General features: G+C 61.0%; 25 protein-coding genes. 18 read left to right on the top strand and 7 right to left on the bottom strand.

Annotation, left to right across the window (positions count from 1 at the left end):
* Positions 1-49: 49 nt before the first annotated feature.
* The 3 genes from trxB to RTS12_RS10630 all read left to right on the top strand — a co-directional run bounded on the left by trxB (position 50) and on the right by RTS12_RS10630 (position 2,779).
* On the top strand, positions 50-1,066 hold the full coding sequence (gene trxB / locus RTS12_RS10640) for a thioredoxin-disulfide reductase (protein ID WP_312528268.1): 1,017 nt from the start codon (positions 50-52) through the stop codon (positions 1,064-1,066).
* A gap of 103 nt (positions 1,067-1,169) precedes the next feature.
* Complete coding sequence (locus RTS12_RS10635; RefSeq protein ID WP_312528266.1) at positions 1,170-1,946, top strand: hypothetical protein; 777 nt, start codon at positions 1,170-1,172, stop codon at positions 1,944-1,946.
* Positions 1,943-2,779 (top strand): glycosyltransferase family 2 protein, encoded by an 837-nt coding sequence (locus tag RTS12_RS10630; protein ID WP_312528264.1) that lies wholly within the window; start codon positions 1,943-1,945, stop codon positions 2,777-2,779. Before RTS12_RS10635 ends, RTS12_RS10630 begins: the two co-directional genes overlap by 4 nt.
* A gap of 82 nt (positions 2,780-2,861) precedes the next feature.
* Here the strand turns inward: RTS12_RS10630 and RTS12_RS10625 are convergent, their stop codons facing one another.
* Positions 2,862-3,092, bottom strand: coding sequence for a DUF1150 family protein (locus tag RTS12_RS10625; protein ID WP_312528262.1), 231 nt, complete (start codon positions 3,090-3,092; stop codon positions 2,862-2,864).
* A complete protein-coding gene (locus RTS12_RS10620; RefSeq protein ID WP_312528260.1) occupies positions 3,089-3,514 on the bottom strand; it encodes an Hsp20 family protein in 426 nt (141 codons plus the stop codon). Before RTS12_RS10620 ends, RTS12_RS10625 begins: the two co-directional genes overlap by 4 nt.
* A 167-nt stretch (positions 3,515-3,681) precedes the next feature.
* On the opposite strand from RTS12_RS10620, the gene RTS12_RS10615 reads away from it, so the two are divergent.
* Genes RTS12_RS10615 through RTS12_RS10605 form a run of 3 tightly spaced genes read left to right on the top strand, consistent with a single transcriptional unit; the run spans position 3,682 to position 5,482 of the window.
* The gene (locus RTS12_RS10615) at positions 3,682-3,900 is read left to right on the top strand and encodes a DUF465 domain-containing protein (protein ID WP_312528258.1); all 219 of its coding nucleotides are present in this window, start codon (positions 3,682-3,684) and stop codon (positions 3,898-3,900) included.
* Between the two features lie 57 nt (positions 3,901-3,957).
* A complete protein-coding gene (purE, locus tag RTS12_RS10610) occupies positions 3,958-4,443 on the top strand; it encodes a 5-(carboxyamino)imidazole ribonucleotide mutase (protein ID WP_312528256.1) in 486 nt (161 codons plus the stop codon).
* Positions 4,436-5,482, top strand: coding sequence for a 5-(carboxyamino)imidazole ribonucleotide synthase (locus RTS12_RS10605; protein WP_312528254.1), 1,047 nt, complete (start codon positions 4,436-4,438; stop codon positions 5,480-5,482). Before purE ends, RTS12_RS10605 begins: the two co-directional genes overlap by 8 nt.
* Here the strand turns inward: RTS12_RS10605 and cobD are convergent.
* Entirely contained in the window at positions 5,479-6,438 is a 960-nt protein-coding gene (gene cobD / locus RTS12_RS10600) for a threonine-phosphate decarboxylase CobD (protein ID WP_312528252.1), read from the bottom strand. The two genes, RTS12_RS10605 and cobD, sit on opposite strands and share 4 nt — an antisense overlap.
* A gap of 256 nt (positions 6,439-6,694) precedes the next feature.
* Between cobD and RTS12_RS10595 the strand changes: the two genes are divergently transcribed.
* From RTS12_RS10595 to RTS12_RS10575, 5 genes are all read left to right on the top strand, one after another.
* Positions 6,695-7,198: a YbjN domain-containing protein gene (locus RTS12_RS10595; RefSeq protein ID WP_312528250.1), complete on the top strand. Its 504-nt coding sequence runs from the start codon at positions 6,695-6,697 to the stop codon at positions 7,196-7,198.
* A gap of 22 nt (positions 7,199-7,220) precedes the next feature.
* Positions 7,221-8,030: a pyrroline-5-carboxylate reductase gene (gene proC / locus RTS12_RS10590; protein WP_312528248.1), complete on the top strand. Its 810-nt coding sequence runs from the start codon at positions 7,221-7,223 to the stop codon at positions 8,028-8,030.
* The gene (locus tag RTS12_RS10585) at positions 8,027-8,386 is read left to right on the top strand and encodes a tRNA-binding protein (RefSeq protein WP_312528246.1); all 360 of its coding nucleotides are present in this window, start codon (positions 8,027-8,029) and stop codon (positions 8,384-8,386) included. Before proC ends, RTS12_RS10585 begins: the two co-directional genes overlap by 4 nt.
* Positions 8,386-9,342 carry a D-glycerate dehydrogenase gene (locus RTS12_RS10580; protein WP_312528244.1) on the top strand — a complete coding sequence of 319 codons (957 nt, stop codon included), beginning with the start codon at positions 8,386-8,388 and terminating at the stop codon, positions 9,340-9,342. The genes RTS12_RS10585 and RTS12_RS10580 overlap by 1 nt, the downstream gene beginning before the upstream one ends.
* A 687-nt stretch (positions 9,343-10,029) precedes the next feature.
* Positions 10,030-10,989 carry a magnesium transporter CorA family protein gene (locus tag RTS12_RS10575; protein WP_312528243.1) on the top strand — a complete coding sequence of 320 codons (960 nt, stop codon included), beginning with the start codon at positions 10,030-10,032 and terminating at the stop codon, positions 10,987-10,989.
* Here the strand turns inward: RTS12_RS10575 and RTS12_RS10570 are convergent.
* The gene (locus RTS12_RS10570) at positions 10,986-11,666 is read right to left on the bottom strand and encodes a DUF1045 domain-containing protein (RefSeq protein WP_312528241.1); all 681 of its coding nucleotides are present in this window, start codon (positions 11,664-11,666) and stop codon (positions 10,986-10,988) included. The genes RTS12_RS10575 and RTS12_RS10570 overlap by 4 nt on opposite strands.
* Before the next feature lie 110 nt (positions 11,667-11,776).
* On the opposite strand from RTS12_RS10570, the gene RTS12_RS10565 reads away from it, so the two are divergent.
* Positions 11,777-12,841: a DUF475 domain-containing protein gene (locus RTS12_RS10565; protein ID WP_312528239.1), complete on the top strand. Its 1,065-nt coding sequence runs from the start codon at positions 11,777-11,779 to the stop codon at positions 12,839-12,841.
* 124 nt (positions 12,842-12,965) lie between these two features.
* Here the strand turns inward: RTS12_RS10565 and RTS12_RS10560 are convergent, their stop codons facing one another.
* Together RTS12_RS10560 and cobT are read right to left on the bottom strand one after the other, a co-directional pair.
* Positions 12,966-14,777 (bottom strand): aminopeptidase P family protein, encoded by a 1,812-nt coding sequence (locus RTS12_RS10560; protein WP_312528237.1) that lies wholly within the window; start codon positions 14,775-14,777, stop codon positions 12,966-12,968.
* A gap of 354 nt (positions 14,778-15,131) precedes the next feature.
* Positions 15,132-17,000, bottom strand: a complete 1,869-nt coding sequence (cobT, locus tag RTS12_RS10555) for a cobaltochelatase subunit CobT (protein WP_312528235.1) — start codon at positions 16,998-17,000, stop codon at positions 15,132-15,134.
* A 134-nt stretch (positions 17,001-17,134) separates the two neighbouring features.
* Here cobT and RTS12_RS10550 point away from each other — a divergent pair, with 134 nt between their 5' ends.
* Positions 17,135-17,575: a cytochrome c gene (locus RTS12_RS10550; RefSeq protein WP_312528233.1), complete on the top strand. Its 441-nt coding sequence runs from the start codon at positions 17,135-17,137 to the stop codon at positions 17,573-17,575.
* Between the two features lie 27 nt (positions 17,576-17,602).
* Here RTS12_RS10550 and cobS read toward each other — a convergent pair whose 3' ends face one another.
* On the bottom strand, positions 17,603-18,577 hold the full coding sequence (cobS, locus tag RTS12_RS10545; protein ID WP_312528231.1) for a cobaltochelatase subunit CobS: 975 nt from the start codon (positions 18,575-18,577) through the stop codon (positions 17,603-17,605).
* 266 nt (positions 18,578-18,843) lie between these two features.
* On the opposite strand from cobS, the gene RTS12_RS10540 reads away from it, so the two are divergent.
* The 5 genes from RTS12_RS10540 to RTS12_RS10520 all read left to right on the top strand — a co-directional run.
* On the top strand, positions 18,844-19,848 hold the full coding sequence (locus tag RTS12_RS10540) for a DUF808 domain-containing protein (protein ID WP_312528229.1): 1,005 nt from the start codon (positions 18,844-18,846) through the stop codon (positions 19,846-19,848).
* Positions 19,849-20,037: 189 nt separating this feature from the next.
* Entirely contained in the window at positions 20,038-21,420 is a 1,383-nt protein-coding gene (locus RTS12_RS10535) for an FAD-linked oxidase C-terminal domain-containing protein (protein WP_312528227.1), read from the top strand.
* A 141-nt stretch (positions 21,421-21,561) separates the two neighbouring features.
* Positions 21,562-22,356 (top strand): GH25 family lysozyme, encoded by a 795-nt coding sequence (locus tag RTS12_RS10530; protein ID WP_312528225.1) that lies wholly within the window; start codon positions 21,562-21,564, stop codon positions 22,354-22,356.
* Positions 22,332-22,988 (top strand): CPBP family intramembrane glutamic endopeptidase, encoded by a 657-nt coding sequence (locus RTS12_RS10525; RefSeq protein WP_312528223.1) that lies wholly within the window; start codon positions 22,332-22,334, stop codon positions 22,986-22,988. Before RTS12_RS10530 ends, RTS12_RS10525 begins: the two co-directional genes overlap by 25 nt.
* A 60-nt stretch (positions 22,989-23,048) precedes the next feature.
* A partial coding sequence (locus tag RTS12_RS10520; protein ID WP_312528290.1) for an OB-fold nucleic acid binding domain-containing protein occupies positions 23,049-23,191 on the top strand: 143 nt, incomplete at its 3' end.

The following is a 23,191-nucleotide window of genomic DNA, read 5'->3' as shown; positions in this document are numbered from 1 at the left end:
TGTTTACCTAAACTCCAGATCACGGAATTCAAGCGAAAGGCCCCGCGCCATGTCCGACAACGTCCTGCCCACGCATACTCGGTTGCTGATCATCGGCTCGGGTCCCGCCGGTTATACTGCTGCGGTCTATGCTTCAAGGGCCATGCTGCAACCCGTCCTGATTCAGGGCATGCAGCCGGGCGGGCAGCTGACCATCACCACCGAGGTCGAGAACTGGCCGGGGCATACCGAAATCCAAGGCCCCGATCTGATGATCAACATGGAGGCGCACGCCCGCGCCATGGGCACGCATATCCACATGGATCACGTGTCAAAGCTTGATCTGCAGGTGCGCCCCTTTGTGGCCTATCTTGATAGCGGCGCCCAGATCACGGCCGATGCGGTTATTCTGGCGACAGGGGCTCAGGCACGCTGGCTGGGCCTGCCCACCGAAGAAAAATTCAAGGGTTTTGGCGTTTCCGCCTGCGCCACTTGCGACGGATTTTTCTATCGCAATAAACCGGTCGCGGTCATCGGTGGCGGCAATACCGCCGTCGAAGAGGCGCTTTATCTGACGAATTTCGCCAGCAAGGTCACGCTGGTGCATCGCCGCGACAGCCTTCGCTCGGAAAAGATCCTGCAAGACCGGCTGTTCAAGAACCCCAAAGTCGAGGTGATCTGGGATCACGAGATCGCCCATGTCGAGGGCACCGAGGCCCCGTTGGGTGTGACCGGGTTGCGGCTGCGCAACGTCAAGACCGGCGCCGAAAGCGATCTTGCGGTTGATGGCGTCTTTATCGCGATCGGCCATGCCCCGGCCAGCGAATTGGTCGTGGGTCAGCTCGAGCTGCACAATGGCGGTTATGTCAAGGTTGAGCCGGGCTCGACCCGCACCTCGATCGCAGGCGTGTTCGCGGCGGGCGATCTGACCGATCACATCTATCGTCAGGCCGTGACCAGCGCCGGAATGGGCTGCATGGCAGCGCTGGACGCCGAGAAATATCTGGCGGAACATCACGAGGCCGGCGCGCCCAACCCCGATGCTGCCATCGAGGCGGTCGTTGAACCCGCCGCATCCGAGGCATAATCGCCCCGCGTTTTTCCTGCGGGAATGAACAATCCGGGCCGCGCCGTCGTTGAATGGTGCGGCCCTTGTGTTAAGGCTGTATGTCCTGCCTTCGAGGAGTCCCATGTCCGAGCCCCTTCTTGTCCTTTGCATTAAGTGGGGCACGCTTTACGGCGCCGATGACGTTAACCGTCTGGCTGCTGGCGTGCGTCGCCATCTTGATCGTCCGCATCGCTTCATCTGCTTTACCGATGATGCTTTGGGGTTGGATGCGGGCGTCGAGGCGTTTCCGCTGCCCGAGCTGGGCCTGCCCAAAGGGCATAAGGATACGCGCTGGCAAAAGCTTGCCCTGTTTCGCAAGGATCTGTTCGGCCTGACGGGCACGGCGCTGTTTTTGGATCTGGATCTGGTCGTCGTCGATGATCTGGGGCCGTTTTTCGATTTGCCCGGCACGTTCTTCATTATCCGTGATGACGATCTGTTCCGCGCCAAACCCCTGCGCAAGATCAATCCCGAACGCGATCGTTTCCTGCATAGCGTGGGCAATTCCTCGGTCTTTCGCTATGAGGTCGGCGCGCATGATTACATCTTGCAGGCCTATCTTGACGATCCGGTCGCGGCGACCGCCGGCTATGAGATCAGCCAGCAGTTCCAAAGCGCGCAGTTGGCCAAACATGGCAATCTGCACTACTGGCCCAAAGGCTGGTGTGTCAGCTTTAAAAACGACTGCGTCCCGCGCAACTTCCTAAGCTATTTCAAGGATCCGACCTTGCCCGAGGGGGCGAAAATCGTGCTGTTTGCAGGCAACCCCAAAATGTCCGAGGTGTTTTCGGGTCAGGGCCACAAATGGTACCGCCGCATTGGCAAGATTGATTGGTTGCGCAAGGCCTGGCAGGGATGATCAGCGACCTGTTGCGCCGCTGGAAGCAATCGCGCCGCATTTCCCGCGCCGAAGCCGAGATATCGTCGCGCAAGATACAGGGTGCGCCCCATGGGTTGGCGGGCCGTCTGATCATCAGCCTGACCAGCTATCCGGCGCGTTTTGCCTCGCTGCATCTGGTGCTGCAATCTCTTCTTAGCCAAAGCGTCAAGGCTGATGAGGTGGTCTTGTGGCTGGATGCGGGGGATGAGGCCCAAATGACCCCGCAGATGAAGGCGCTAGTGGCCTCGGGGGCGCTGCGGGTTGCGATTTGCCCTCGCTGGCGGTCCTATAAAAAGCTGGTGCCCATGCTGCTCGAGGCGCCGCAGGCCTATATCGTCACCGCCGATGATGATGTCTATTATGGGGCGGATTGGCTGGCAGGGCTGGTCAGCAAGGCAGATGCGGGGGTGGTGTGCCACCGCGGGCATCGCATCACGCTCAGCGATGCAGGCCAACCCCGATCCTATGAGGAATGGCAGCGCAATCTTGCGCAGCCTGAATGTGGCAGGCTCATCTTTCCAACTGGCGTCGGGGGCGTGCTTTATGCTCCCGGTGTTTTCCACGATGATGTCTGCAACTTCGATATGTTCCAACAGCTTGCGCCCTCGGCGGACGATGTCTGGTTTTACTGGATGCACCGCCTTGCGGGCAGCAATCCCTGCAAGATCGGTGGGCGTTTTCGTATTACCGAATGGCCGGGTACGCAGCAGCAAAATCTGCGCTCGGGCAATCTGGCTGGGGCCAGCAGTGCTGAAAGCGGCAATGACCGGGCTTTGCGTGCCTTGCTGGATAAATATGGATTTCCCAGCTGAGTATCACTGCCACGATCGCCTCGTGGCTTGATCGGCCGGACAGGGGACCCGCGCCTGAATGCGGCGCGGGTCTAAGCCAGGGTCAGTGCACGCTGACGGGTGTCAGCTCATTGTCGCGCGCTAGCATGAAAGCCACGCCGCGATCCTTGACCAGCGCGATGCGCGAGCCATCGGCACCATGTACCGCGTAAAGGCTGTCCAGCCCCTCGGCCTGATCCTGAACCTCTTGGGGCAGGCTGGCGACGGTGACGCGGCGGATATAGACCGTGTTATCGGCATCCGTGTCTTTGCCGAATTCGAATTTGGTGTTCATATCGATCCCCTTTCTTTGCGGCTGATCGGGATATTCTGGACGATGGTATCGGGAACAGAGCGGCGCAAATCGATATTGAGCAGACCGTTTTCCAGCCCGGCTGCCTCGACCTCGACGCCGTCGGCCAGCACGAAGCTGCGCTGAAAGGCGCGGGCGGCGATGCCGCGATGTAAAAAGACACGCTCGCCATCAACTTCGGCCTGACGGCCACGAATCACAAGCTGACGCTCTTCCAGCGTGATGCTGAGATCCTCTTCAGAAAATCCAGCAACGGCCAAAGTGATGCGAAACCCATGGGCGCCGATATGTTCGATATTATAGGGCGGATAGCCCTCGGCGCCTTTGGCTGCGCGTTCGGCCAGCCGTTCAAGCTGATCAAACCCCAGCAAAAACGGATGCGTGGCCAGACTTATCTTGGTCATCTGCTCAAGTCCTTTGTCGTAAAGCGACCCTCGACCGGGCCCCATGATTGGCGACCCGACACGACAAATATGAGGATGCAGCGCGCGAGTAACAAGATGTCGTTGAACAGAGTTAACAGCCCGCCTTGCACAAGCTATAAGATCACCAACCCAGACCGAGGCAGATGATGACGTCCCAGCATGAAATGTCCCCCACGGAAATCGCACGCGCCCGGCTAGAGGTCCTCAAGCGCGAGCATCGCGACCTTGATGAGGCCATCTCGGCGCTGACGCATCAATCGATCACCGCCTCTTTGACGCTGCAGCGGTTGAAAAAGCAAAAGCTTCTGCTCAAGGACCGGATCGCGCGGATCGAGGATGAACTGACCCCCGACATCATCGCGTGATTGCAGCGCATCCGGTCGCGGGTTATGGCGCTTGCACAGGATCAAAAGGGGCATCTCATGGACAAACCGGTGGGGATCATCATGGGCAGCCAGTCCGACTGGCCGACCATGCGCGAAGCAGCCAATATTCTGGACGAGCTTGGCATTGACTATGAAACCAAGATCGTCAGCGCCCATCGCACGCCGGATCGGCTGTGGGACTATGGCAAAACCGCCGTCGAGCGCGGCCTGAAGGTGATTATCGCGGGCGCGGGCGGTGCAGCGCATCTGCCGGGGATGATGGCCTCTAAGACGCGGGTGCCGGTCATTGGCGTGCCGGTGCAAACCAAAGCTTTGTCGGGCGTCGATTCGCTTTATTCCATCTTGCAGATGCCCAAGGGCTATCCGGTTGCCACCATGGCCATCGGTGCAGCCGGGGCGGCGAATGCCGGGCTGATGGCCGCAGGTATTTTGGCGATCAACGATGCTGAACTGGCCGCGCGTTTGGATGCGTGGCGGGCCGCACTGTCGGCCTCGATCCCCGAGGAGCCTGTCGATGACTAATGTTTTGCAACCCGGTGCCACGATCGGGATCTTGGGTGGTGGCCAACTGGGCCGGATGTTGTCGGTTGCGGCCAGCCGTTTGGGCTTTCGCAGCCATATCTACGAGCCCGGCGCCGCGCCTGCGGGCGATGTGGCCTATCAGCTGACCAATGCCCCCTATGAGGACGAGGCGGCCCTGCGCGCCTTTGCCCAATCGGTCGATGTCGTGACCTATGAATTCGAGAACGTGCCCACCTCGGCGCTGGATCTGATCGAAAGCCTGCGCCCGATCCATCCCAACCGGCGTGCCCTGGCAATCTCGCAAGATCGCATCACCGAAAAGGACTTTCTGACCGGGATCGGGCTTAGCACCGCGCCCTATGTGGCCGTCGATGATGCATCAGGAGTGGCGGCGGCGGTGGCCAGCGTGGGCCTGCCTTCGATCCTGAAAACCCGGCGCATGGGCTATGACGGCAAGGGCCAGATCCGACTGACCGAGGCCGGACAGACCGATTGGACGGACGCGCCCTCGGTTCTGGAAGGGTTCGTCGATTTCTCGGCGGAAATCAGCGTGATCGTAGCCCGGGGTCAGGATGGGCAGGTTGCGGCTTTTGATCCGGGATTGAACGTTCACCGCGAGGGGATCTTGCGCACGACGACGGTTCCCAGCGGCCAACCCAGCTCGGTGCTGACCGATGCGGTGCTAATCGCTGCGCGGATTGCCAATGCGCTGGATTATGTGGGCGTGATGGGGGTCGAGCTGTTCGTGACGCCCAAGGGGCTGATTGTGAACGAGATCGCCCCCCGTGTGCACAATTCCGGTCACTGGACACAGGCCGGTTGCACAGTCGATCAGTTCGAGCAGCATATTCGTGCCGTCGCCGGATTGCCCCTTGGGGATGGTGGACGCTACGCTGATGTCGAGATGGTTAACCTGATCGGCGATGACATTGATCAAATCCCCGCGCTTTTGGCGCAGCCCAAGACCCAGATCCATCTATACGGCAAGGGCGCAGCACGCCCGGGCCGCAAGATGGGCCATGTGAACCGCGTTCTTTAAGCCTTGAACGCATCTTGCAGCCGCGCGAATTCGGCGCGGCTGCCCGGCAGCCCCAAACGCAGCCAGCGCGCATTCCACGGAAAGACCCGGGTCCAGATCCCGTGTCGGGCCAGCCTGTCCTGCATCGCTTGGGCGTCGGGCGTGTCGTAGAGCCGAAACAGATGCGTTCCCCCAACCAGCGCGCAGCTCTGATCCAGCATGATCTGATCCAGATGCAGGGCCGCCTCGGCCAGCCAGGTCACGCTTTGGCTTGCCCATTGATGATCGGACATGGCCGCAGTGCCGATTTCCAATGCCGGGCCGCTGACCGACCAGGGACCCGCCTGTTCGGCCAGGGCGCCCAGCACGGGCGCGTGGCCCACGGCAAAGCCCAGCCGCACCCCGGCCAGCCCCCAGAACTTGCCAAACGAGCGTAGCACCGTGGCATTGGCGGGGGGCGCATCGGCCACCGACAGGTCAGGGCGGGGGTCGGCAAAGCTTTCATCAACGACCAGATGGCCCACATATTGTGCCAACTCGGCAATCTCGGCGGGCCACCAGCAGCGCCCATCCGGGTTGTTGGGGTTCACAATCACCGCAAGATCGACGCCGTGCAGCTCGGCGATCGAGGTGGGCTCGGTCACGTGCCAGCCAGCCGCGCGCAGGCTGGCGGCATGTTCATTATAGGTTGGCGAGAGCACCGCCGCTTGGCCTTTGGGCAAGATGCGCGGCAGCAGCTGGATCGCGGCCGACGCGCCTGCAAGCGGCAAGACCTGTTCGTCCCGGCAGCCAAACCACGCCGCCGCCGCAGCCTTCATCCCCGCAAAAGCCGCCGCTGTTGGCAAGGCGCGAAGCGCATGATCCGAGATGCCGGCGGCCGGCCAGGGCGCGCGATTGATTCCCGTGGACAGATCAATCCAATCGATTCGCCCGAATCTTTTGGCCGCCTTGTCGATATCTCCGCCGTGATCGCGCATTTCACCCCCTGAATCGTCAGAGTCTTGAACAGAGGGACGGGGAAAACTTCAAGCCAACTGTGCAGGACCTGTGGATGGTTTGCACAAAGCTGTGGATGACGCCCAGAGGTATCTGCCTGTCATCGAAAATTCGCTTTACAGTCTGGAGCTTCAAGAACACGATATGTGGTATCAGGCAGACGGTAGAAACGCCGTCTGTAGTTGGTGCTACCAATGCTGGGGGAAGGGCCCTCGGTATCGACAGCAAGGGGCAGGTATGGCGCAGCTGGAACACTATATTCATAGCGACGAGATCCATCCGATCGATATCGTGGAATCGGTTGCAGCCCATCATGATTGGGATTTCGACCGGCTTGCCGATGATCAGATCGCCATGCAGGTCGAGGGCCAGTGGCGCAGCTATTCGCTGACCCTGTCCTGGTCCCCGCGCGAAGAGGTTCTGCGCCTGATCTGTACCTTTGACATGGACCCGCCCTCACGGCGGCTGCCGGCTTTGTACGAGTTGCTCAATCTGGCCAATGATCAGGTCTGGGACGGCAATTTCGTGTTCTGGCCCGAGCAGCGGCTGATGGTCTGGCGCTATGGTCTTGTTCTATGTGGGGAAAGTCTGGCCGCACCAGAACAGATCGACCGCATGATCAGCAGCGCCATCGTCAACAGCGAGCGCTATTACCCCTCATTCCAGCTGACCTGCTGGGGCGATGCCAGCCCGGTCTCGGCGCTGGACATGGCGATGGGCGAGGCCTACGGACGGGCCTGAACGGGAGTTGAGGCGAGGAATCATGGAACTTTCAGAGCTGAATGGCCGCGGTCTGGTACTGGTGGGTTGCGGGAACATGGGCGGTGCGCTGCTTAATGGCTGGCTAGAGGGCGGGCTGGACCCCAAATCGGTCGGCGTGATCGACCCCAACCCCCGCGCAGATCTGGCGCAGCGTGGCATCGCCGTGAATGAGGGGCTTCCGGCCGACCCGGCCGTTTTGGTCATTGCGGTAAAGCCTCAGATGATGACCGAGGTTCTGCCGTCGCTGCAATCGCGCGCGCGGGCCAATACACTGGTTCTGACGGTCGCGGCGGGCACAAATATCGCCACCTACGAGGCCGCTTTCCCACATTCGCCCATTGTACGCGCCATGCCGAACACGCCAGCGGCGATTCGTCAGGGCATCTCTGCAATCGTCGGCAATGATACGGCGGGTGAGGCGCAAATGGCGCTGGCGCAGATGCTGATGGGGGTTGTCGGCCCGGTGGTGCGTCTGTCCTCGGAAGGGCAGATGGATGCGGTGACGGGGCTGTCAGGCTCGGGTCCGGGCTATGTCTTTTACATGATCGAGGCCATGTGCGCCGCTGGCGAAGCCGAGGGCCTTCCGCGCGATATGGCGCTTGAGCTGGCCAAGGCGACTGTGGCGGGGGCGGGTGCCTTGGCGATGGCCAGCGATGAGCACCCCTCGGTGCTGCGCGACCGCGTGACTTCGCCCAATGGCACGACGGCTGCGGGCCTGTCTCAGCTGATGGACCCTGAAAGCGGGCTGGGCCCCTTGATGCGCCGCACGGTCGGCGCTGCTGCGGCACGTGGGCGCGAGCTGGGGAAATGACGCAGGCGAATACGCTGGGCGACCCGATTAGCTTTGACGATTTTCTGGCGGTGGATATCCGCGCCGGACGCATCCTGCGCGCCGAGCCTTACCCCGAGGCGCGCCGCCCTGCGATCAAGCTATGGATCGATTTCGGCCCCGAGATCGGTGAGCGACGCTCATCGGCGCAAATCACGGGCCATTACGCGCCAGAGGGGCTGATCGGCAAACAGGTGCTGGCTGTGGTGAATTTCCCGCCGCGCCAGATCGGCAAATTCATTTCAGAGGTTCTGGTGCTTGGTCTGCCCGATGCCCAGGGCGAGGTCGTCTTGCTAACACCTGACAAAGATGTCCCGCTGGGGGGAAGGGTTTACTGATGAAGCTTCTTGTGACGCGGCGCATGACGGCAAGCGCCGAAGCTGCCTTGGCCGCAAGGTTCGATGCGGATTTTCAAGACGTGACCGAGGGGCTGACCCCGGATCAGGCCCGTCAGGCGCTGGAAAGCTATGACCTGATCCTGCCGACGCTGGGTGATCGCTTTACCGCGGATGCATTTGCCTCGGCCAATCCGGTCCGCTGCAAGCTGATTGCGAATTTCGGTGCGGGCTATAACCACATCGATGTCGCGGCAGCCGCAGCCCATGGCGTGCCGGTCACCAACACGCCCGGCGTTGTCACCGATGCCACGGCCGATATTGCCCTGACGCTGATCCTGATGGCCGCGCGACGCGCAGGCGAGGGAGAGCGGCTGCTGCGTGCAGGCGGTTGGACCGGCTGGCAGCCGACCCAGCTGCTGGGCACCCATGTCACCGGTAAAACCCTTGGCATCATCGGTATGGGCCGGATCGGCAAAGCGATCGCACGGCGGTGCCATTTTGGCTTTGGCATGCGCGTGGTTTTCTTCAACCGCTCGCCCGTTTCGGCGCTGGATTTCCCCGCCGAGCAGATCGACAGCCTGCATGAGACCCTGGCCCAGTCGGATTTCGCCGTGGTTGCCGTACCGGGTGGGGCAGGCACGCGCCATCTGATTGGCGCGGCCGAACTCGACCGCCTGGGGCCAAGCTCGTTCCTGATCAATATCGCGCGCGGCGATGTGGTCGAGGAGGCAGCATTGATCGCAGCCTTGACCGCCAAGAAGATTGCCGGTGCGGGGCTGGATGTCTATGAGCGCGAGCCGATCGTGCCAGATGCACTGAAAGCCTTCGAGAATGTCACCCTGCTGCCCCATCTGGGCACAGCCACCGAGGAGGTGCGCACAGCAATGGCCATGCGCGCCATGGCCAATCTTGTGGCCTTCGATCTGGGCCAGCCCTTGCCCGATCGCGTGAACTGACCCCTTGGCCCGGCCCTTAGGCCGGGCTGATCACCTTGTGCTGCCGCACAGGGCGCAGCGGCGGCCAAAGGCTGCATATCTCCAAGGTGATTCGCGCCATTTGCATATGAAGACTTGATCGGAATTGATTTTGCCCATGCCTCGGATGGGACTTGGCTGTGCATTTTTCTAGCGATCGCTGGAAAAATGCCGCTACAGCGGCAAGTTATCGGCCAGATGATGAAACGCTTTGATTTAGATCAAGAAAAGGCATATAATACTTAAATCGCGATAAAAAAAGGGACGCGCTGGCGGCGCATCCCTCCTACTTTGATAACTCGTTACTTGCCTATGAACGCATGGTCTGGGGCGTAAGTTCCAGAACTTTTTGCGTTTTTGCCACTTCTTAAGCAGAAATTGGCCGAAACTATTTTCCCAGCGCAACTCCCCTACATTTGCGACCTGCAAAGGTGCATCTTTCGGGGTCGTTGGATGCCATTTTGACCGCCTTTTCGTAAAATCGACTGGATTTATGTGGCCCGCAGCGGGTCACATTGCGCCTTCGTGGCGATTGTTCTGGGGATCTTGCGCAAGCCATCCCTCGCTTGGGCAAGATCGCCTCAACCGCTTTGGGGCAAACAGGCTTGACGCAGGCGTTGGTCCGGTTACCCACGTAATCGCAGCATGTCCCAAAACAGGAGCGCCGGAATGCTTAGGGCCTATCTTGCGACGGACAAGGATCTGGTGGCGCTGCCCGAAGGTGCCGATCTGGCCAGGGCCTCTTGGATCGATCTTTTTGCGCCAACGCCGCAAGATGTCGCGTCTTTGGCGGCCTTGGGTGTCGATGTGCCGACCCTGGCCGATATGGAAGAGATCGAGATCTCGAACCGGCTCTATCTGCAGGGCGATCTGGCTTACATGACCTGCGTCATTCCCGGCCAGAACGCCGAGGGTCAGGTGGAATCGCTGCCGGTCTCGTTCATTCTTGGCCCTCAGCGGCTTGTCACGGTGCGCCATCACGAGCCGCGCCCCTTTGTGACCTTTCCCGGACGCGCCGCGCAAAGCTCTTGTGGGGCGACGACGCCCGAACGGATCTATGTTGGTCTGCTCGAAGAAATCGTCGGGCGGATGGCCGATTTACTTGAAGGGGCGGGGCGCGAGTTGGATCGGACCTCGGCTCAGGTGCTGAGTAATGGCGAGGAATTGCCCGACAGCAGCATTCGCGGCGCCTTGGTTACCGTGGGGCGTAGCGCCGAGCAGGTCAGCCGGGTGCGCCTATGTTTGATGACGCTAGAGCGGATGCTGGTCTTTCACATCCCCACCATCGAAAAACGGACCGAGGCCTCGAAGCTGAAGCCGACCATCGCTGCGATCCAGCTGGATATCCACGCCCTGCAAGTCCATTCCGACTTTCTGGATGCGCGTATCAATCTGGCGGTCGATGCGACCATGGGGATGATCAACCTGCGCCAGAACACCACCGTGAAAATCCTGTCGGTGGTGGCGGCATTGTTCCTGCCGCCGACCTTGATTGCCAGTATGTATGGCATGAACTTTCACATCATGCCCGAGCTGGATTGGCGCTGGGGCTATCCGTTGGCGCTGGGGGCGATGGTGGCCTCGTCCGTGGCGACCTTTGTCATCCTGCGCTGGAAGAAATGGCTTTAGCCTGACGATCCCAGCAGGGGGAATTCCTCGATCAGATGAAAGTGGCGGTCCGTGGCTTCGGCGACCAAAGCAATGCGGGTCACGGGCATGGGCTGGGCAATCAACGGGGCGAGGCTGGGCGCAAGGGCATCTGCCAGCGCAGCACCCTCCTCGGGGCTGACATGACCTGTAAGGGTCAGGTGATAGTGGAAAAGATCCAAGACATGCGGATAGCCCCATTGATCCAGATGGGCGCAGGCGCGCTCGGACAGGCGTTCGGGGTGGCGACGGGCGCGGTCCTGTGGTGTCAGGGGGGCACGGAAGCGGTCAAGACCTGTGACCAGCGCTGCCTCTAGCGCGCCAAGGGCCGCAGGCGGGTCGATCGGGCGCAGCGCCAGAAAGCCCCAATCCCATTTCAGCGCCATCTCCATCGTGAAGGCAGGCTGGCTTTGTGCAATTCCTGCCAATGCCTGGCGCAGCTCATCGACAGATGACCCCGGCGCCAGATGCATCGGTGCCTTCATCGTGGCGTGAAAGCCATAGCGCCTTGGCACCTGCGTCAGTTCGTCGCGTGGGCGCGGCAGGGGGGGCAGATCAACGGCCCCGGCGGCTGTCGCGCTGCGAATGTCCCAACCCAGCCAGCTTGCGCCCCATTGGCCCAACGCGCCTTCGGGAAGGTGATAAATCGCATAGCGCATGTTTGTCTCCGTTTTCGTCGCAGATGCCCAGTTCAACTTTGTGCACGCTCTTGTGATTGCGATAGGGGGTTCCTATCTGGGCTTCAAAGAAAAGTCCCAGAGGAAGACAGATGAAATCCACCCTCAGCTATATGAAATGGCCGCTCATCGTGACGGCCATAGGGCTTATCCTGGCCGGATTTATCGGTTGGGAATACGAAAGAACCCTGGGGGGCGCATTGTCGTTCTTCCTGATCGCGGCAATTCTGGCCGTGCTCGAGATCTCTCTTAGCTTCGACAATTCGATCATCAACGCACAAAAGCTGAAAACGATGACGCCGGAATGGCAGCATCGCTTTTTGACTTGGGGCATTGTCATTGCTGTCTTCGGCATGCGTATCGTCTTTCCGCTGCTGATCGTGGTGGTTGCCGCCAATCTTGGCCCATGGGAGGCGATCGTTCTGGCCGCCACCAACCCCGAGGAATATTCCCACATCATCCATGACGCCCACCTGCCCATCGCGGCTTTTGGTGGCGCTTTCCTGATGCTGGTCGCGCTGCGGTATTTCTTTGACGAGGCCAAAGAGGTCAACTGGATCCGCGGGGTCGAGACCGCGTTAAGCAAGGTGGGTGAAATCCGCGGCATGGAGGTGGGCTTTGTCCTAATCTCGATGTTGATCGTTTTGCATTTCTTGCCCGCTGAATCGGAACATACCTTTGTCATCGCAGCCATCTGGGGCGTCGTGACCTATCTGGTCGTGGATGCGCTTGGCCATGTTCTGGATCGCTGGGGCGGCAAGCCCACCAACGGCGACATCGCCCGTGCAGGTCTGGGTGGGTTTTTGTACCTTGAAGTTCTGGACGCCTCCTTCAGCTTTGATGGCGTCATCGGGGCTTTTGCGCTGACGCAAAACCTGTTCCTGATCGCCATCGGTCTGGGTATCGGCGCAATGTATGTGCGTTCGATGACAGTGATGCTGGTCGAGCGCGGCACATTGGCCGAATTCCGCTATCTCGAGCATGGTGCCTTCTGGTCGATCTTCTCGCTGGCCATCATCATGTTCATTCAGACCCTGCATCCGGTGCCGGAATATATCACCGGCCTGTTGGGTGCGGGCTTTATCGCAGTGGCATTTGTGAACTCGCTGGCATGGCGCAAAAAGCACCCCGGCGAGGGCGACGCCCATATCGACTGATCCAGTCTGGGAAACAGAAAAAGCCCCGCGCACTGCGGGGCTTTTTTGTGGCTGCGTGGCGGTGCCAGCTTGGTGATGATCGGGCCGCTGCCATGACGTCACATGATGTCAGCGGCCTGCTATCCTAGCGGGTGATGGGCTGGGTGGCCTTGACCAGCCAGTCATGGGTTGGCCCCGTGATCTGCGGGCCGATCTTGGCCAGAACCTCGCTGTGATAGGCGTTCAGCCAGTCGATCTCGGCCGGGGCCATGATCGACGTGTCGATCAGGCGGGTGTCAATGGGAACCCAGGTCAGGGTCTCGAACCCCAGCATCTCGCGCCCGTCTGGGCTTTCAGCCCTTTCCACCACGATCAGGTTTTCCAGGCGGATGCCGAAATCGCCCTCGCGGTAATAGCCGGGCTCGTTGGACAGGATCATCCCCGCCTGAAGCGCGATTTCCGAGATGCGGGCAATGCGCACAGGACCTTCGTGAACGCAAAGCGCCGCGCCAACGCCGTGGCCCGTGCCGTGATCGAAATCCAGCCCCGCCGTCCATAGGGGCGCGCGTGCCACAGCATCGATGTCGCGCCCGGCACGGCCCTTGGGAAAGCGCAGCCTTGAGAGGTTCACCATCCCCTGCAAGACCAGCGTATAGGGCAGCCTGTGCTTCTGAGAGGGGGTGCCGATCGGAATGGTGCGGGTGATGTCGGTGGTGCCGTCAGCATATTGGCCGCCCGAATCCAAAAGCAGCAATTCGCCGTCGCGGATTGGCAGGTTGGTCTGCTCGTTGACGTGATAGTGGTTGATCGCCGCATTCGGCCCGGTCGAGCTGATCGTGTCAAAGCTGACATCATGCGCGCCCTGTGTTTTGCGCAGGCTTTCCAGTTTCTCGACCACATCGATTTCGGTCAGCGAACCATCTGTGGGCTGCGCATCGATCCATGCCAGCATCTCGATCATGGCGACGGCGTCGCGCAGATGGGCCTGACGCATCCCCTCGATTTCCGAAGGGGTCTTGATCGCCTTGGGCAAGATCACCGGGTCTGGCCCTTCGATCACATCGGCGCGGGCCTCGACCAGGCGAAAGACCTCGTCAGGGGCCGAGGCGGGATCAAGGCGCACCGGGCCGTTCAGCTGGCCCAAAGCCGCAGGCAGACCCGCCAGCGGCAGAATGACGACATCATTGCCCAGCTTGGCGCGAACGTCGGGGCCGAATTTCGATGGCTCCGAGAACAGCTCGACCCGGCCATCATCATCGATCACCGCAAAGCCCTGAACCACCGGGTTCTTCGGCAGATCCTCGCCGCGGATGTTCAGCAACCATGCAATGGAATCGGCTAGCGTCAGCACGGTCGAGGCCTGGTTCTGCGCCTTGAGGACCGCCGCCAGCGCCGCGCGTTTTTCTGCGGCGGTGCGGCCGGCAATTGCCTCGGAATGCAGCCTGACCGGGCCGGGTTGCGGGGCAGGGCGGTCGGCCCAGATGGCATCGACGAAATTTTCGGTGGGGATCAGCGCGATATTCGAATTGGCCAGTGCCGCCGTGATGTCGCGAATTTCCTTGCGGCTTTGCAGCCAGGGGTCATAGGCCACGCGACCGCCCTGGGGCAGGGCCTGACGCAGCCAATCCGCCAAGGAAACCTCGGGCCAGTTGACGGGGGTGTAATGGGCCAGATCGACCTCGCCCTTCACCTGAACGCGATAGCGGCCGTCAACGAATACGCCCGCCTGCTTCTGCGTCACGATCGCATAGCCCGCACTGCCCGAAAAGCCGGTCAGCCAGCCCAACCGCGCGTCCTGAGCCGTCACATATTCGCCCTGATGGGCATCGGTGCGGGGCACGATGAAGCCATCAAAACCCTGCTCGGCCAGTTTGGCGCGAAGGGCAGCCAGACGCGGCGGCCCGTCTTCGGGGCGGGTTTGGACGGTGAAAATCTGAAAGGGTTTGTCTTTGGCCATGGGGCACCTCCGGCGCGGACTATTCCCCTTGGGTGGGGCAAGTGTCCAGAGCCGAAGGCTGCGATTGCTGCAAGGCCGGGTTGCGGTTTGGCGGGCATTTGATCCGTTCAGGGCCAAGGCCGCCCTGATTTGGGGCCAAGATCCGGCCCCAATCATATCGCCATTCTTGGCGGCAGATGACGCGGGTCATCCTGGTTACAGGCAGCCCGGTTATGGCCACCCCGCAACCAGCAACCCCGAACCAGCAAGCCAAACGCCGCCAGACCTGTTGCGAGCCCCCGCAGAAGCCAGCCCTCGCCTCTGAGGCCAGCTACTGTCAGAAGCCAGCCCCAGCTGCCATTGGGCCGCGCGTGGTTAACCGACGCGGCGCCCCGTCATGGCGCCAAGGGCGCGGGCGCGTTTGCGGGGATCGGCCTCGAACAGGGCGGCAAGCTGTTCGGTCATGGCACCTGCAAGCTGATCCACATCGGTGATCGTGACCGCGCGCTGGTAATAGCGCGTGACGTCATGGCCGATGCCGATCGCCAAAAGCTCGACCTGCTTTTTGCGCTCGACCATCGCGATGACGTCGCGCAGATGCTTTTCAAGATAGTTCGCCGGATTGACCGACAAAGTGGAATCGTCGACCGGCGCGCCGTCCGAGATCACCATCAAGATCTTGCGCGCCTCGGTACGGCGCACCATGCGGCGATGCGCCCATTCCAAAGCCTCGCCGTCGATGTTTTCCTTCAGAAGGCCTTCCTTCATCATCAGGCCAAGGTTCGGACGAACCCGCCGCCAAGGGGCATCGGCCCCTTTATAGATGATGTGGCGCAGATCGTTCAGCCGCCCCGGCGTGGCCGGACGCCCATCGGCCAGCCATTTTTCACGGCTTTGGCCACCTTTCCAGGCGCGGGTGGTGAAGCCCAGGATCTCGACCTTGACCTGACAGCGCTCCAGCGTGCGGGCCATGACATCGGCACAAATCGCGGCGATCGAGATCGGACGACCGCGCATCGAGCCTGAATTGTCGATCAGCAGCGTCACCACGGTATCGCGAAATTCCGTGTCCTTTTCGACCTTGAACGACAGCGGCGTGGTCGGGTTTGCAATCACGCGCGCCAGACGACCTGCATCCAGAACACCCTCTTCCTTGTCGAATTCCCAGCTGCGGTTTTGCTGGGCCTGCAGGCGGCGCTGCAATTTGTTGGCCAGCCGGCTGACCGCACCGCGCAAAGGTTCAAGCTGCTTGTCCAGATAGGCGCGCAGCCGTTCCAGCTCGGCCGGTTCGGCCAAATCCTCGGCGCGGATTTCCTCGTCGAATTCCGCTGTATAGACTTTGTAATCGGCACTGGCATCCGAGACAGGGGGCGGCAGATCGGGTGGGGTATCCGCCTCGGAGGCCTCGGCCTCATCGGCCATTTCCTCATCGGATTGATCGTCCATGCTGACCTGAGCCTGACGTTCGTCTTGCTGCTGGTCCTGGCTGCGCTCGGGGGCGGCTTCTGCCTCGTCCTCTTCGGATTGGTCGCGGGACTGATCATCGCCCGCTTCCTCTTCCTGCTCGGCATTATCCTCACTGTCATCTTGCGGCTCGTCGGGGTCGTCGCCCAACTGATCGCCATAGCCCAGATCGGAAATGACCTTGCGGGAAAGGCGCGCAAAAGCGGCCTGATCGGCAAGATAGTCGCCGACTTGCTCTAATTCGCCGCCCGCCTGCTCTTCGACAAAGGGTCGCCACAGATCGGCCACATGCTGGGCCGCGCCCGGCAATTTCCGCCCCGAGGCCATTTCGCGCACAATATAGCCAGCCGCCGCCGCAAGCGGCGCTTCAGAGGCCGATTTGATCTGGGCATAGCCCTTGCGTTCGGCATCGGCGGCGATTTTGGCATCGATATTGGACAAGGCCCCCGGCATGTCGCGCGCGCCCAAAGCCTCGCAGCGCGCTGTCTCCATCGCCTCATATAGCTCGCGCGCCATTGGGCCCGAGGGCACATATCTGGCATGAGTCGCGGCATTGTGGTGACGCAATTTCATCGCCAGCGCATCCGCCGTGCCGCGCGCCAGCAAAATCTCGTCGCGCGTCATGCGGCGGCTGACCTGAGGCAGGCGCATCGTATCGCCCGCGACCCCGGAAGGATCGGCCGAGAAGGTCACGTTCAGCTCTCGTTCATCGGCAAGCGCGCGCGTGGCCTCGGTCAGGGCCTTCTTGAACGGATCGGCGGGGTTGTCGGATTTTTTCATGTCTACTTTCTGCGCCTGGGTCGTTCAATTGTCGAGGCTGGGGCGAGGGAACCAGCCCGCAGCCAACAGGGTTGCGCCAACAGCCGTGACGTTCAAGCGGAATTGTCTTTTTGCCAAGCAGAGGAGTGGCCAAAATGACCCGATCCACCAAACAAGCTGCGACATCGACCTTTACCGTCCTATTTACATCTGCCCTGCTTACGGCGGCAGGGCTTGGCCTTGGATCAAGCGCCTTTGCCGATGCGGCGGGCCTTTATACCGCCGAGCAAGCGCAAAGCGGCGAGCTGCTGTTCAACAATAACTGCGCAGAATGTCATCGCCCCGATCTGACCGGCGCCATGGGACCGGCATTGAAGGGGCAAGCCTTCTTGCAGAAATGGGACAATAAGCCGCTTGGCGATCTTTATGCGTTCGAGCATAGCCAAATGCCTGCGAATCATCCCGGTGCGCTGAGCGATGATCAGATGATGCCGATAACCGCATTCATTCTTTCGAAAAACGGCTATCCGGCGGGGCAGGTGGCACTGACAAAGGACAGCCTGACGCAAATGCTGGCGGCCCCTTCGGCGCAATAATCGCGCGCCGAAGGCACTTGTCCGGGCTTACTTGGCGGCCTTGGCTGCTGCGCTTTCGGGCAGCTCCTCGTCGAACAGGCGCTGATAGAATTCGGCGACCGTCTGGCGCTCGAGCTCGTCGCATTTGTTCAGGAAGGTCAGGCGGAACGCATAGCCGACATTGTTAAAGATGCGCGCGTTTTGCGCCCATGCGATCACGGTGCGCGGCGACATGACCGTCGACAGATCGCCTTGCATAAAGGCGGTGCGGGTCAGATCGGCCAGGCTGACCATCTGGCTGATGGTCTTGCGACCGGTCTCGGTGTTGTAGGTCGGGTTTTTCGCCAAGACGATATTGGTTTCAGCGTCATGGCTGAGATAGTTCAGCGTGGCGACCAGCGACCAGCGGTCCATCTGGCCTTGGTTGATCTGCTGGGTGCCGTGATAAAGGCCAGTGGTGTCGCCCAGACCCACGGTGTTCGCGGTCGCAAACAGGCGGAAGAACGGGTTGGGGGTGATGACCTCGTTCTGGTCCAGCAGTGTCAGTTTGCCGTCGGCTTCCAGAACGCGCTGGATCACGAACATCACATCAGCGCGGCCGGCGTCATATTCGTCGAAAACGATGGCCGTGGGGTTGCGCAACGCCCAAGGCAGAATGCCTTCGTGAAAAACGGTGATCTGTTTGCCGTCCACCAGCTTGATCGCATCTTTGCCGATCAGGTCGATGCGGCTGACATGGCTATCAAGGTTGACGCGTACGCAGGGCCAGTTCAGCCGTGCCGCGATCTGTTCGATATGGGTCGATTTGCCCGTGCCGTGATAGCCCTGCACCATCACGCGGCGGTTATAGGCAAACCCTGCCAGAATCGCCATCGTCGTATCAGGGTCGAATTTATAGGTCGGATCGATTTCCGGAACGCGATCAGTGCGCTCGGCAAAGCCCTTGACCTTCATATCGCTGTCGAGGCCAAAGACCTCGCGCAGGTCGATCTCTTCGGTCGGTTTGGCATCTTTATCGAGCATGGCGCACCTTTAACGAATTTTCATGACTTGATGAAACATTCCCCGCAAGGGTTCAAGAGCAGCCGCGTCATGGGCAGGCCAAAAGTGTGGGCCAAAAGTGCAGAGCAAACTGCGGGATTGATGCCTGATGCCCCGGCGCGGGGCAGTCGCCGCGCAGGAAACTTGCGCGGGACAGGATTTTTTGCGAACCGATGCGTCCTGCCCGCGTTGGGCCGGATAAAGCCGCCCGATTGTGGCGAAATTTCACATAGAACAAGGTATTCCCAATGACTGGGCTGATCGCATTGCTGGATGATGTCGCGGCGATTTCCAAAATCGCGGCGGCCTCGATTGACGATGTCGCGGGGCAGGCGGTCAAGGCGGGGGCCAAGGCTGCGGGTGCGGTGATCGATGACGCGGCGGTGACGCCGAAATATGTCCATGGCTTCGATGCCAGCCGCGAAGTGCCGATCGTCTGGAAAATCGCGCGCGGCTCGATTTTCAACAAGGTGGTGATCTTGCTGCCGGTGGCGCTGCTGCTGTCGGCCTTTGCGCCGGGGCTGATCTCGCCCTTGCTGATGATCGGGGGCGCATATCTGTGCTTTGAGGGTGCGGAAAAGGTCTGGCACGCGCTCAATCCGGGCAATCATGCCGAGGCAGCTGAGCTGGCCGTGAACGAGGACGGCTCGGTCTCGCTAGAGGAGCAGCGGGTTTCAGGCGCGGTCAAGACCGATTTCATTTTGTCAGCCGAGATCATGACCATCGCGCTTTCAACCATCCCCGAGGCCGATCCTTTGTGGATGAAAGCCCTGATTTTGCTGGTCGTGGCCATTTTGATCACGGCGGCGGTCTATGGATTTGTGGCCCTGGTGGTGAAGGCCGATGACTTTGGCCTGCACCTTGCCCGGCGCGGCAGTGGCGCGGTGGCAAAGCTGGGACGCGGCATCGTGCGGGTCATGCCCAAATTCATGAAAGTGCTGATGATCGTGGGAACAGCGGCCATGGTCTGGGTCGGGGGCAATATCGTCATCCACGGCCTGCACGAATTGGGCCAGCATCAACCCTATGCGTGGATCAGCTCTACCGCAGCGGCTGCAGCTGCGGCGGTGCCTTCGCTTAGTGGGCTGGTCAATTGGGCGGTGACTGCCTTTTTTGACGGCATCTTTGGCCTTGTCCTTGGCTTTATCCTGATCCCGATTGCCACGCGCCTGATCAGCCCTGCGATTGCTGGGGTTCGGGGGCTTTTCGGTGGCGCCCGCCCCGGCGCAAACGGCGATGGTGCCGGGCACTAAACCGAAAGCGAACCCATGCGCCGGCGCGGCTGGACCGTGACGGCGCTACAAATGTGGCTAAACTTATGATTGAGCGGATTATGGCTAGCTTGACCTAAAAGGTGCAGCGCAGGCCTTGCGGGACGCAGCATGGGCACGGATAGTTCGTGAAATGCCCCTGTCAGAATGCCCTCGCAAGAAAGCTTAAACATGGCCATCTCCGAGCATGTTCTTAACGAATTGTCCCGTCTTTTGGGGCCGCGCTGTTCAACCAAAATCGGCGATCGTAACCAGCATTCTGGCTCTGAGACCTTTCACCGCGCGCCCCCTCCGGATGCTGTGGTCTGGCCCCAAACCACGGCCGAGGTTTCCGCCATTCTTGCCCTTTGCAATGCCCATGACATACCGGTGATTGCATGGGGGACCGGAACCTCGCTAGAGGGGCATGCGCTTGCGCTGCGCGGGGGGATTACACTTGATCTGGGGCGCATGGACCGCGTGCTGGAAACGCGCCCCGAGGATATGCTTGCTGTGGTTCAACCGGGCGTGACGCGCGAGGCATTGAACGCCGATCTGCGCGCCACGGGATTGTTCTTTCCGGTCGATCCGGGGGCCAATGCCAGCCTTGGCGGTATGGCCTCGACCCGCGCCAGCGGCACGACGGCGGTTCGCTATGGCACGATGCGCGACAATGTCATGGCGCTTGAGGTGGTCTTGGCCGATGGGCGCATCATTCGCACCGGAACCCGGGCGGCGAAATCCAGCGCGGGCTATGATCTGACCGCGCTGATGGTCGGCGCCGAGGGCACGTTGGGCATCATCACCGAGCTGACCCTGCGCCTGCATGGCCAGCCCGAAGAGGTCGCGGCCGCGGTTTGCGCCTTTGATACGCTGGAACATGCGGTTGAATGCGTCATCGCGACCGTCCAGTCGGGCATTGCTATGGCGCGGATTGAGTTTGTCGATGCCGATACGGCGCGCGCCTTTAACCAGTTTGCCGGGACGGATTTGCCACAAAAGCCCCATCTGATGGTCGAGTTTCATGGCTCTCCCGAAGCTTTGCGGGGCGAGACCGCGCGATTTGGCGAGATCGCCAAGGATTTCGGCGGTCTGGGCTTTGATTGGGCCAGTGACGCCGAAGCGCGGACTGAATTGTGGAAGATGCGCCATGGTGCCTATCCGGCCTGCCTTGCGCTGCGGCCGGGGGCGACGGCAGTGGTGACAGATATTTGCGTGCCCATGTCCCAGCTTGCTGCGGCGGTGACGGCGGCGCGTGACGACATTCGCGATGCGGGCCTGCTTGGCCCCATTCTGGGCCATGTCGGTGACGGCAATTTCCACGCCACAATGCTGATAGATCCCGACAGCCCCCAAGAGCTGGAGGCCGCCAAACAGGTTGCCGCGCGCATGGCCCATCGGGCGATTGCGGTTGGGGGCACCATCTCGGGCGAGCATGGTATCGGCTATGGCAAACGGGGCCTGATGCAGGATCAGCATGCCGATGCCATCGGTGTCATGACGGCAATCAAGCGCGCCCTTGATCCCAAAGGCATCATGAACCCGGGTAAAATGCTGCCCGAGCCCAAGATATGAGGCGGAATTTCGCGGAAAATGCACTCGTGACAGCTTCGTGAAGTCAACTTTCTCGCGCCGGTTGTCACGCCAGCGTGACTTTGTTCCGGCCCTTTGTCATAAGGAAAAAAAGCACGATTCAAGTGCGATGGGGCAGAGAGCATGATGAAACTTTTTGGACGTATCTTGGGGGTGTTGCTGCTAGTCGCACTGGCCGCTTGCGCGCGCACACCCTATCAAAGGGCTGGCCATGGCGTGACGGCAGGACAGGGCAGCGGCCCGCGTTTTGGCGATTCCGCGCCGCATGTCTGGACCGGCGGCCACCCTTATAACCACCCGGTTCACGGCATCGATATTTCGCGCTGGCAGGGCGATATCAACTGGAATGCCGTGCGCAGTTCAGGCGTCAGCTTTGCGCTGATCAAGGCGACCGAAGGGGGCGACCACTCGGATCCGGCATTCCGGCGCTATTGGGCCGAGGCTGGTGCGGCGCGGATCCCGCGCGGGGCCTATCACTATTTCTATTTCTGCCGCAGCGGCGCCGAACAGGCGCGTTGGTTCATCGCCAACGTCCCGCGCGAGCGGGGGGCCTTGCCGCCGGTGATCGATCTGGAATGGACGGTGTCGAAAACCTGTCCTCGCCGCCCGCCAAGCCACGAGGTTCTGCGCGAGGCCAAGATCTTCAAGGACATCTTGCACCAATATTACGGCCAGCGTCCGATCATCTACACAACCGTTGATTTCTACCGCGACAACAATCTGCGCGATTGGCCCGAGGAATTCTGGCTGCGCAGCGTGGCAGGCCATCCGCGCGACGTTTACCCGGGGCAGCGCTGGACGTTCTGGCAGTATACCGGCACCGGCGTCGTGCCCGGCATCAATGGGAATGTCGATTTGAACGTCTTTGCCGGCTCGCCGGCGGAATGGCGGCGATGGCTGAACCGGCGCCTGCAATAAAGCGCGCGCGCCTTTGGGTCGAACTGGTGGCGCTCTTTATCGGGGCGCCGCTGGTGATTGCCGTCTTTCTGCCGCCGGGGCGGATGTTTGCGGCACTGCTGTCTTTCACGGTGATCGGGCTTGGCCTGCTGTGGTTCACCGGGGGCTTTGATTGGCGCAGCCTGTTGCGGGGCTGGTCGCAGATCCGATGGGGGCGCAATCTGGTCTTTGCGCTTTTGGTCGGGCTGATCGGCTGGGCGATCATGACCCATACCCGCGCGGGCTATGAGCTGAACCTCTCGCCCGCTAGGCTGCGTTTTCTGGCTGTGGTCTGGCTGCTTTACCCGATCCTGTCAGCCCTGCCGCAAGAGCTGATCTTTCGCGCGCTGTTCTTTCACCGCTATGGCGCGCTTTTTGCGACCCAGCGCGGCGCGGTGGCGGCCAATGCAGCCATCTTCTCGCTGGCGCATCTGATGTATTGGTCATGGATCGTGACGATCATGACCTTTCTGGGCGGCTGGCTTTTCGCGCGCATCTACCTCAGTCGAGGCTTTCCGGGGGCATGGCTTTTGCACGCACTTGCAGGAAATATGCTGTTTGCGGTCGGAATGGGGGCGTACTTCTGGTCAGGGAATGCGGTCCGGCCGTTCTGATTGCTTGACTTCCGGGTGCCATGGTTGTTGATGCAAGGCCGAATATTTAGGGGAAATCCGATGAGCGCCTATCGCAGCCATACTTGCGGCCAGTTGACTGCCGCCAACGCAGGAAATGAGGTTCGCCTCTCGGGTTGGGTCCATCGCGTCCGAGATCACGGCGGCGTTCTGTTCATCGACCTGCGCGACCATTACGGGATCAC

Origin of the sequence: Paracoccus sp. (in: a-proteobacteria) (assembly GCF_032007265.1) — a bacterium.
Taxonomy (GTDB): domain Bacteria; phylum Pseudomonadota; class Alphaproteobacteria; order Rhodobacterales; family Rhodobacteraceae; genus Paracoccus.
This window is presented reverse-complemented; position numbering and strand designations above follow the sequence as displayed.

Bases quoted from the DNA above. Each gene is read 5' to 3' on its own strand.
- trxB (WP_312528268.1), top strand. From the start codon at position 50: ATGTCCGACAACGTCCTGCCCACGCATACTCGGTTGCTGATCATCGGC.
- RTS12_RS10635 (WP_312528266.1), top strand. From the start codon at position 1,170: ATGTCCGAGCCCCTTCTTGTCCTTTGCATTAAGTGGGGCACGCTTTAC.
- RTS12_RS10630 (WP_312528264.1), top strand. From the start codon at position 1,943: ATGATCAGCGACCTGTTGCGCCGCTGGAAGCAATCGCGCCGCATTTCC.
- RTS12_RS10625 (WP_312528262.1), bottom strand. From the start codon at position 3,092: ATGAACACCAAATTCGAATTCGGCAAAGACACGGATGCCGATAACACG.
- RTS12_RS10620 (WP_312528260.1), bottom strand. From the start codon at position 3,514: ATGACCAAGATAAGTCTGGCCACGCATCCGTTTTTGCTGGGGTTTGAT.
- RTS12_RS10615 (WP_312528258.1), top strand. From the start codon at position 3,682: ATGACGTCCCAGCATGAAATGTCCCCCACGGAAATCGCACGCGCCCGG.
- purE (WP_312528256.1), top strand. From the start codon at position 3,958: ATGGACAAACCGGTGGGGATCATCATGGGCAGCCAGTCCGACTGGCCG.
- RTS12_RS10605 (WP_312528254.1), top strand. From the start codon at position 4,436: ATGACTAATGTTTTGCAACCCGGTGCCACGATCGGGATCTTGGGTGGT.
- cobD (WP_312528252.1), bottom strand. From the start codon at position 6,438: ATGCGCGATCACGGCGGAGATATCGACAAGGCGGCCAAAAGATTCGGG.
- RTS12_RS10595 (WP_312528250.1), top strand. From the start codon at position 6,695: ATGGCGCAGCTGGAACACTATATTCATAGCGACGAGATCCATCCGATC.
- proC (WP_312528248.1), top strand. From the start codon at position 7,221: ATGGAACTTTCAGAGCTGAATGGCCGCGGTCTGGTACTGGTGGGTTGC.
- RTS12_RS10585 (WP_312528246.1), top strand. From the start codon at position 8,027: ATGACGCAGGCGAATACGCTGGGCGACCCGATTAGCTTTGACGATTTT.
- RTS12_RS10580 (WP_312528244.1), top strand. From the start codon at position 8,386: ATGAAGCTTCTTGTGACGCGGCGCATGACGGCAAGCGCCGAAGCTGCC.
- RTS12_RS10575 (WP_312528243.1), top strand. From the start codon at position 10,030: ATGCTTAGGGCCTATCTTGCGACGGACAAGGATCTGGTGGCGCTGCCC.
- RTS12_RS10570 (WP_312528241.1), bottom strand. From the start codon at position 11,666: ATGCGCTATGCGATTTATCACCTTCCCGAAGGCGCGTTGGGCCAATGG.
- RTS12_RS10565 (WP_312528239.1), top strand. From the start codon at position 11,777: ATGAAATCCACCCTCAGCTATATGAAATGGCCGCTCATCGTGACGGCC.
- RTS12_RS10560 (WP_312528237.1), bottom strand. From the start codon at position 14,777: ATGGCCAAAGACAAACCCTTTCAGATTTTCACCGTCCAAACCCGCCCC.
- cobT (WP_312528235.1), bottom strand. From the start codon at position 17,000: ATGAAAAAATCCGACAACCCCGCCGATCCGTTCAAGAAGGCCCTGACC.
- RTS12_RS10550 (WP_312528233.1), top strand. From the start codon at position 17,135: ATGACCCGATCCACCAAACAAGCTGCGACATCGACCTTTACCGTCCTA.
- cobS (WP_312528231.1), bottom strand. From the start codon at position 18,577: ATGCTCGATAAAGATGCCAAACCGACCGAAGAGATCGACCTGCGCGAG.
- RTS12_RS10540 (WP_312528229.1), top strand. From the start codon at position 18,844: ATGACTGGGCTGATCGCATTGCTGGATGATGTCGCGGCGATTTCCAAA.
- RTS12_RS10535 (WP_312528227.1), top strand. From the start codon at position 20,038: ATGGCCATCTCCGAGCATGTTCTTAACGAATTGTCCCGTCTTTTGGGG.
- RTS12_RS10530 (WP_312528225.1), top strand. From the start codon at position 21,562: ATGATGAAACTTTTTGGACGTATCTTGGGGGTGTTGCTGCTAGTCGCA.
- RTS12_RS10525 (WP_312528223.1), top strand. From the start codon at position 22,332: ATGGCTGAACCGGCGCCTGCAATAAAGCGCGCGCGCCTTTGGGTCGAA.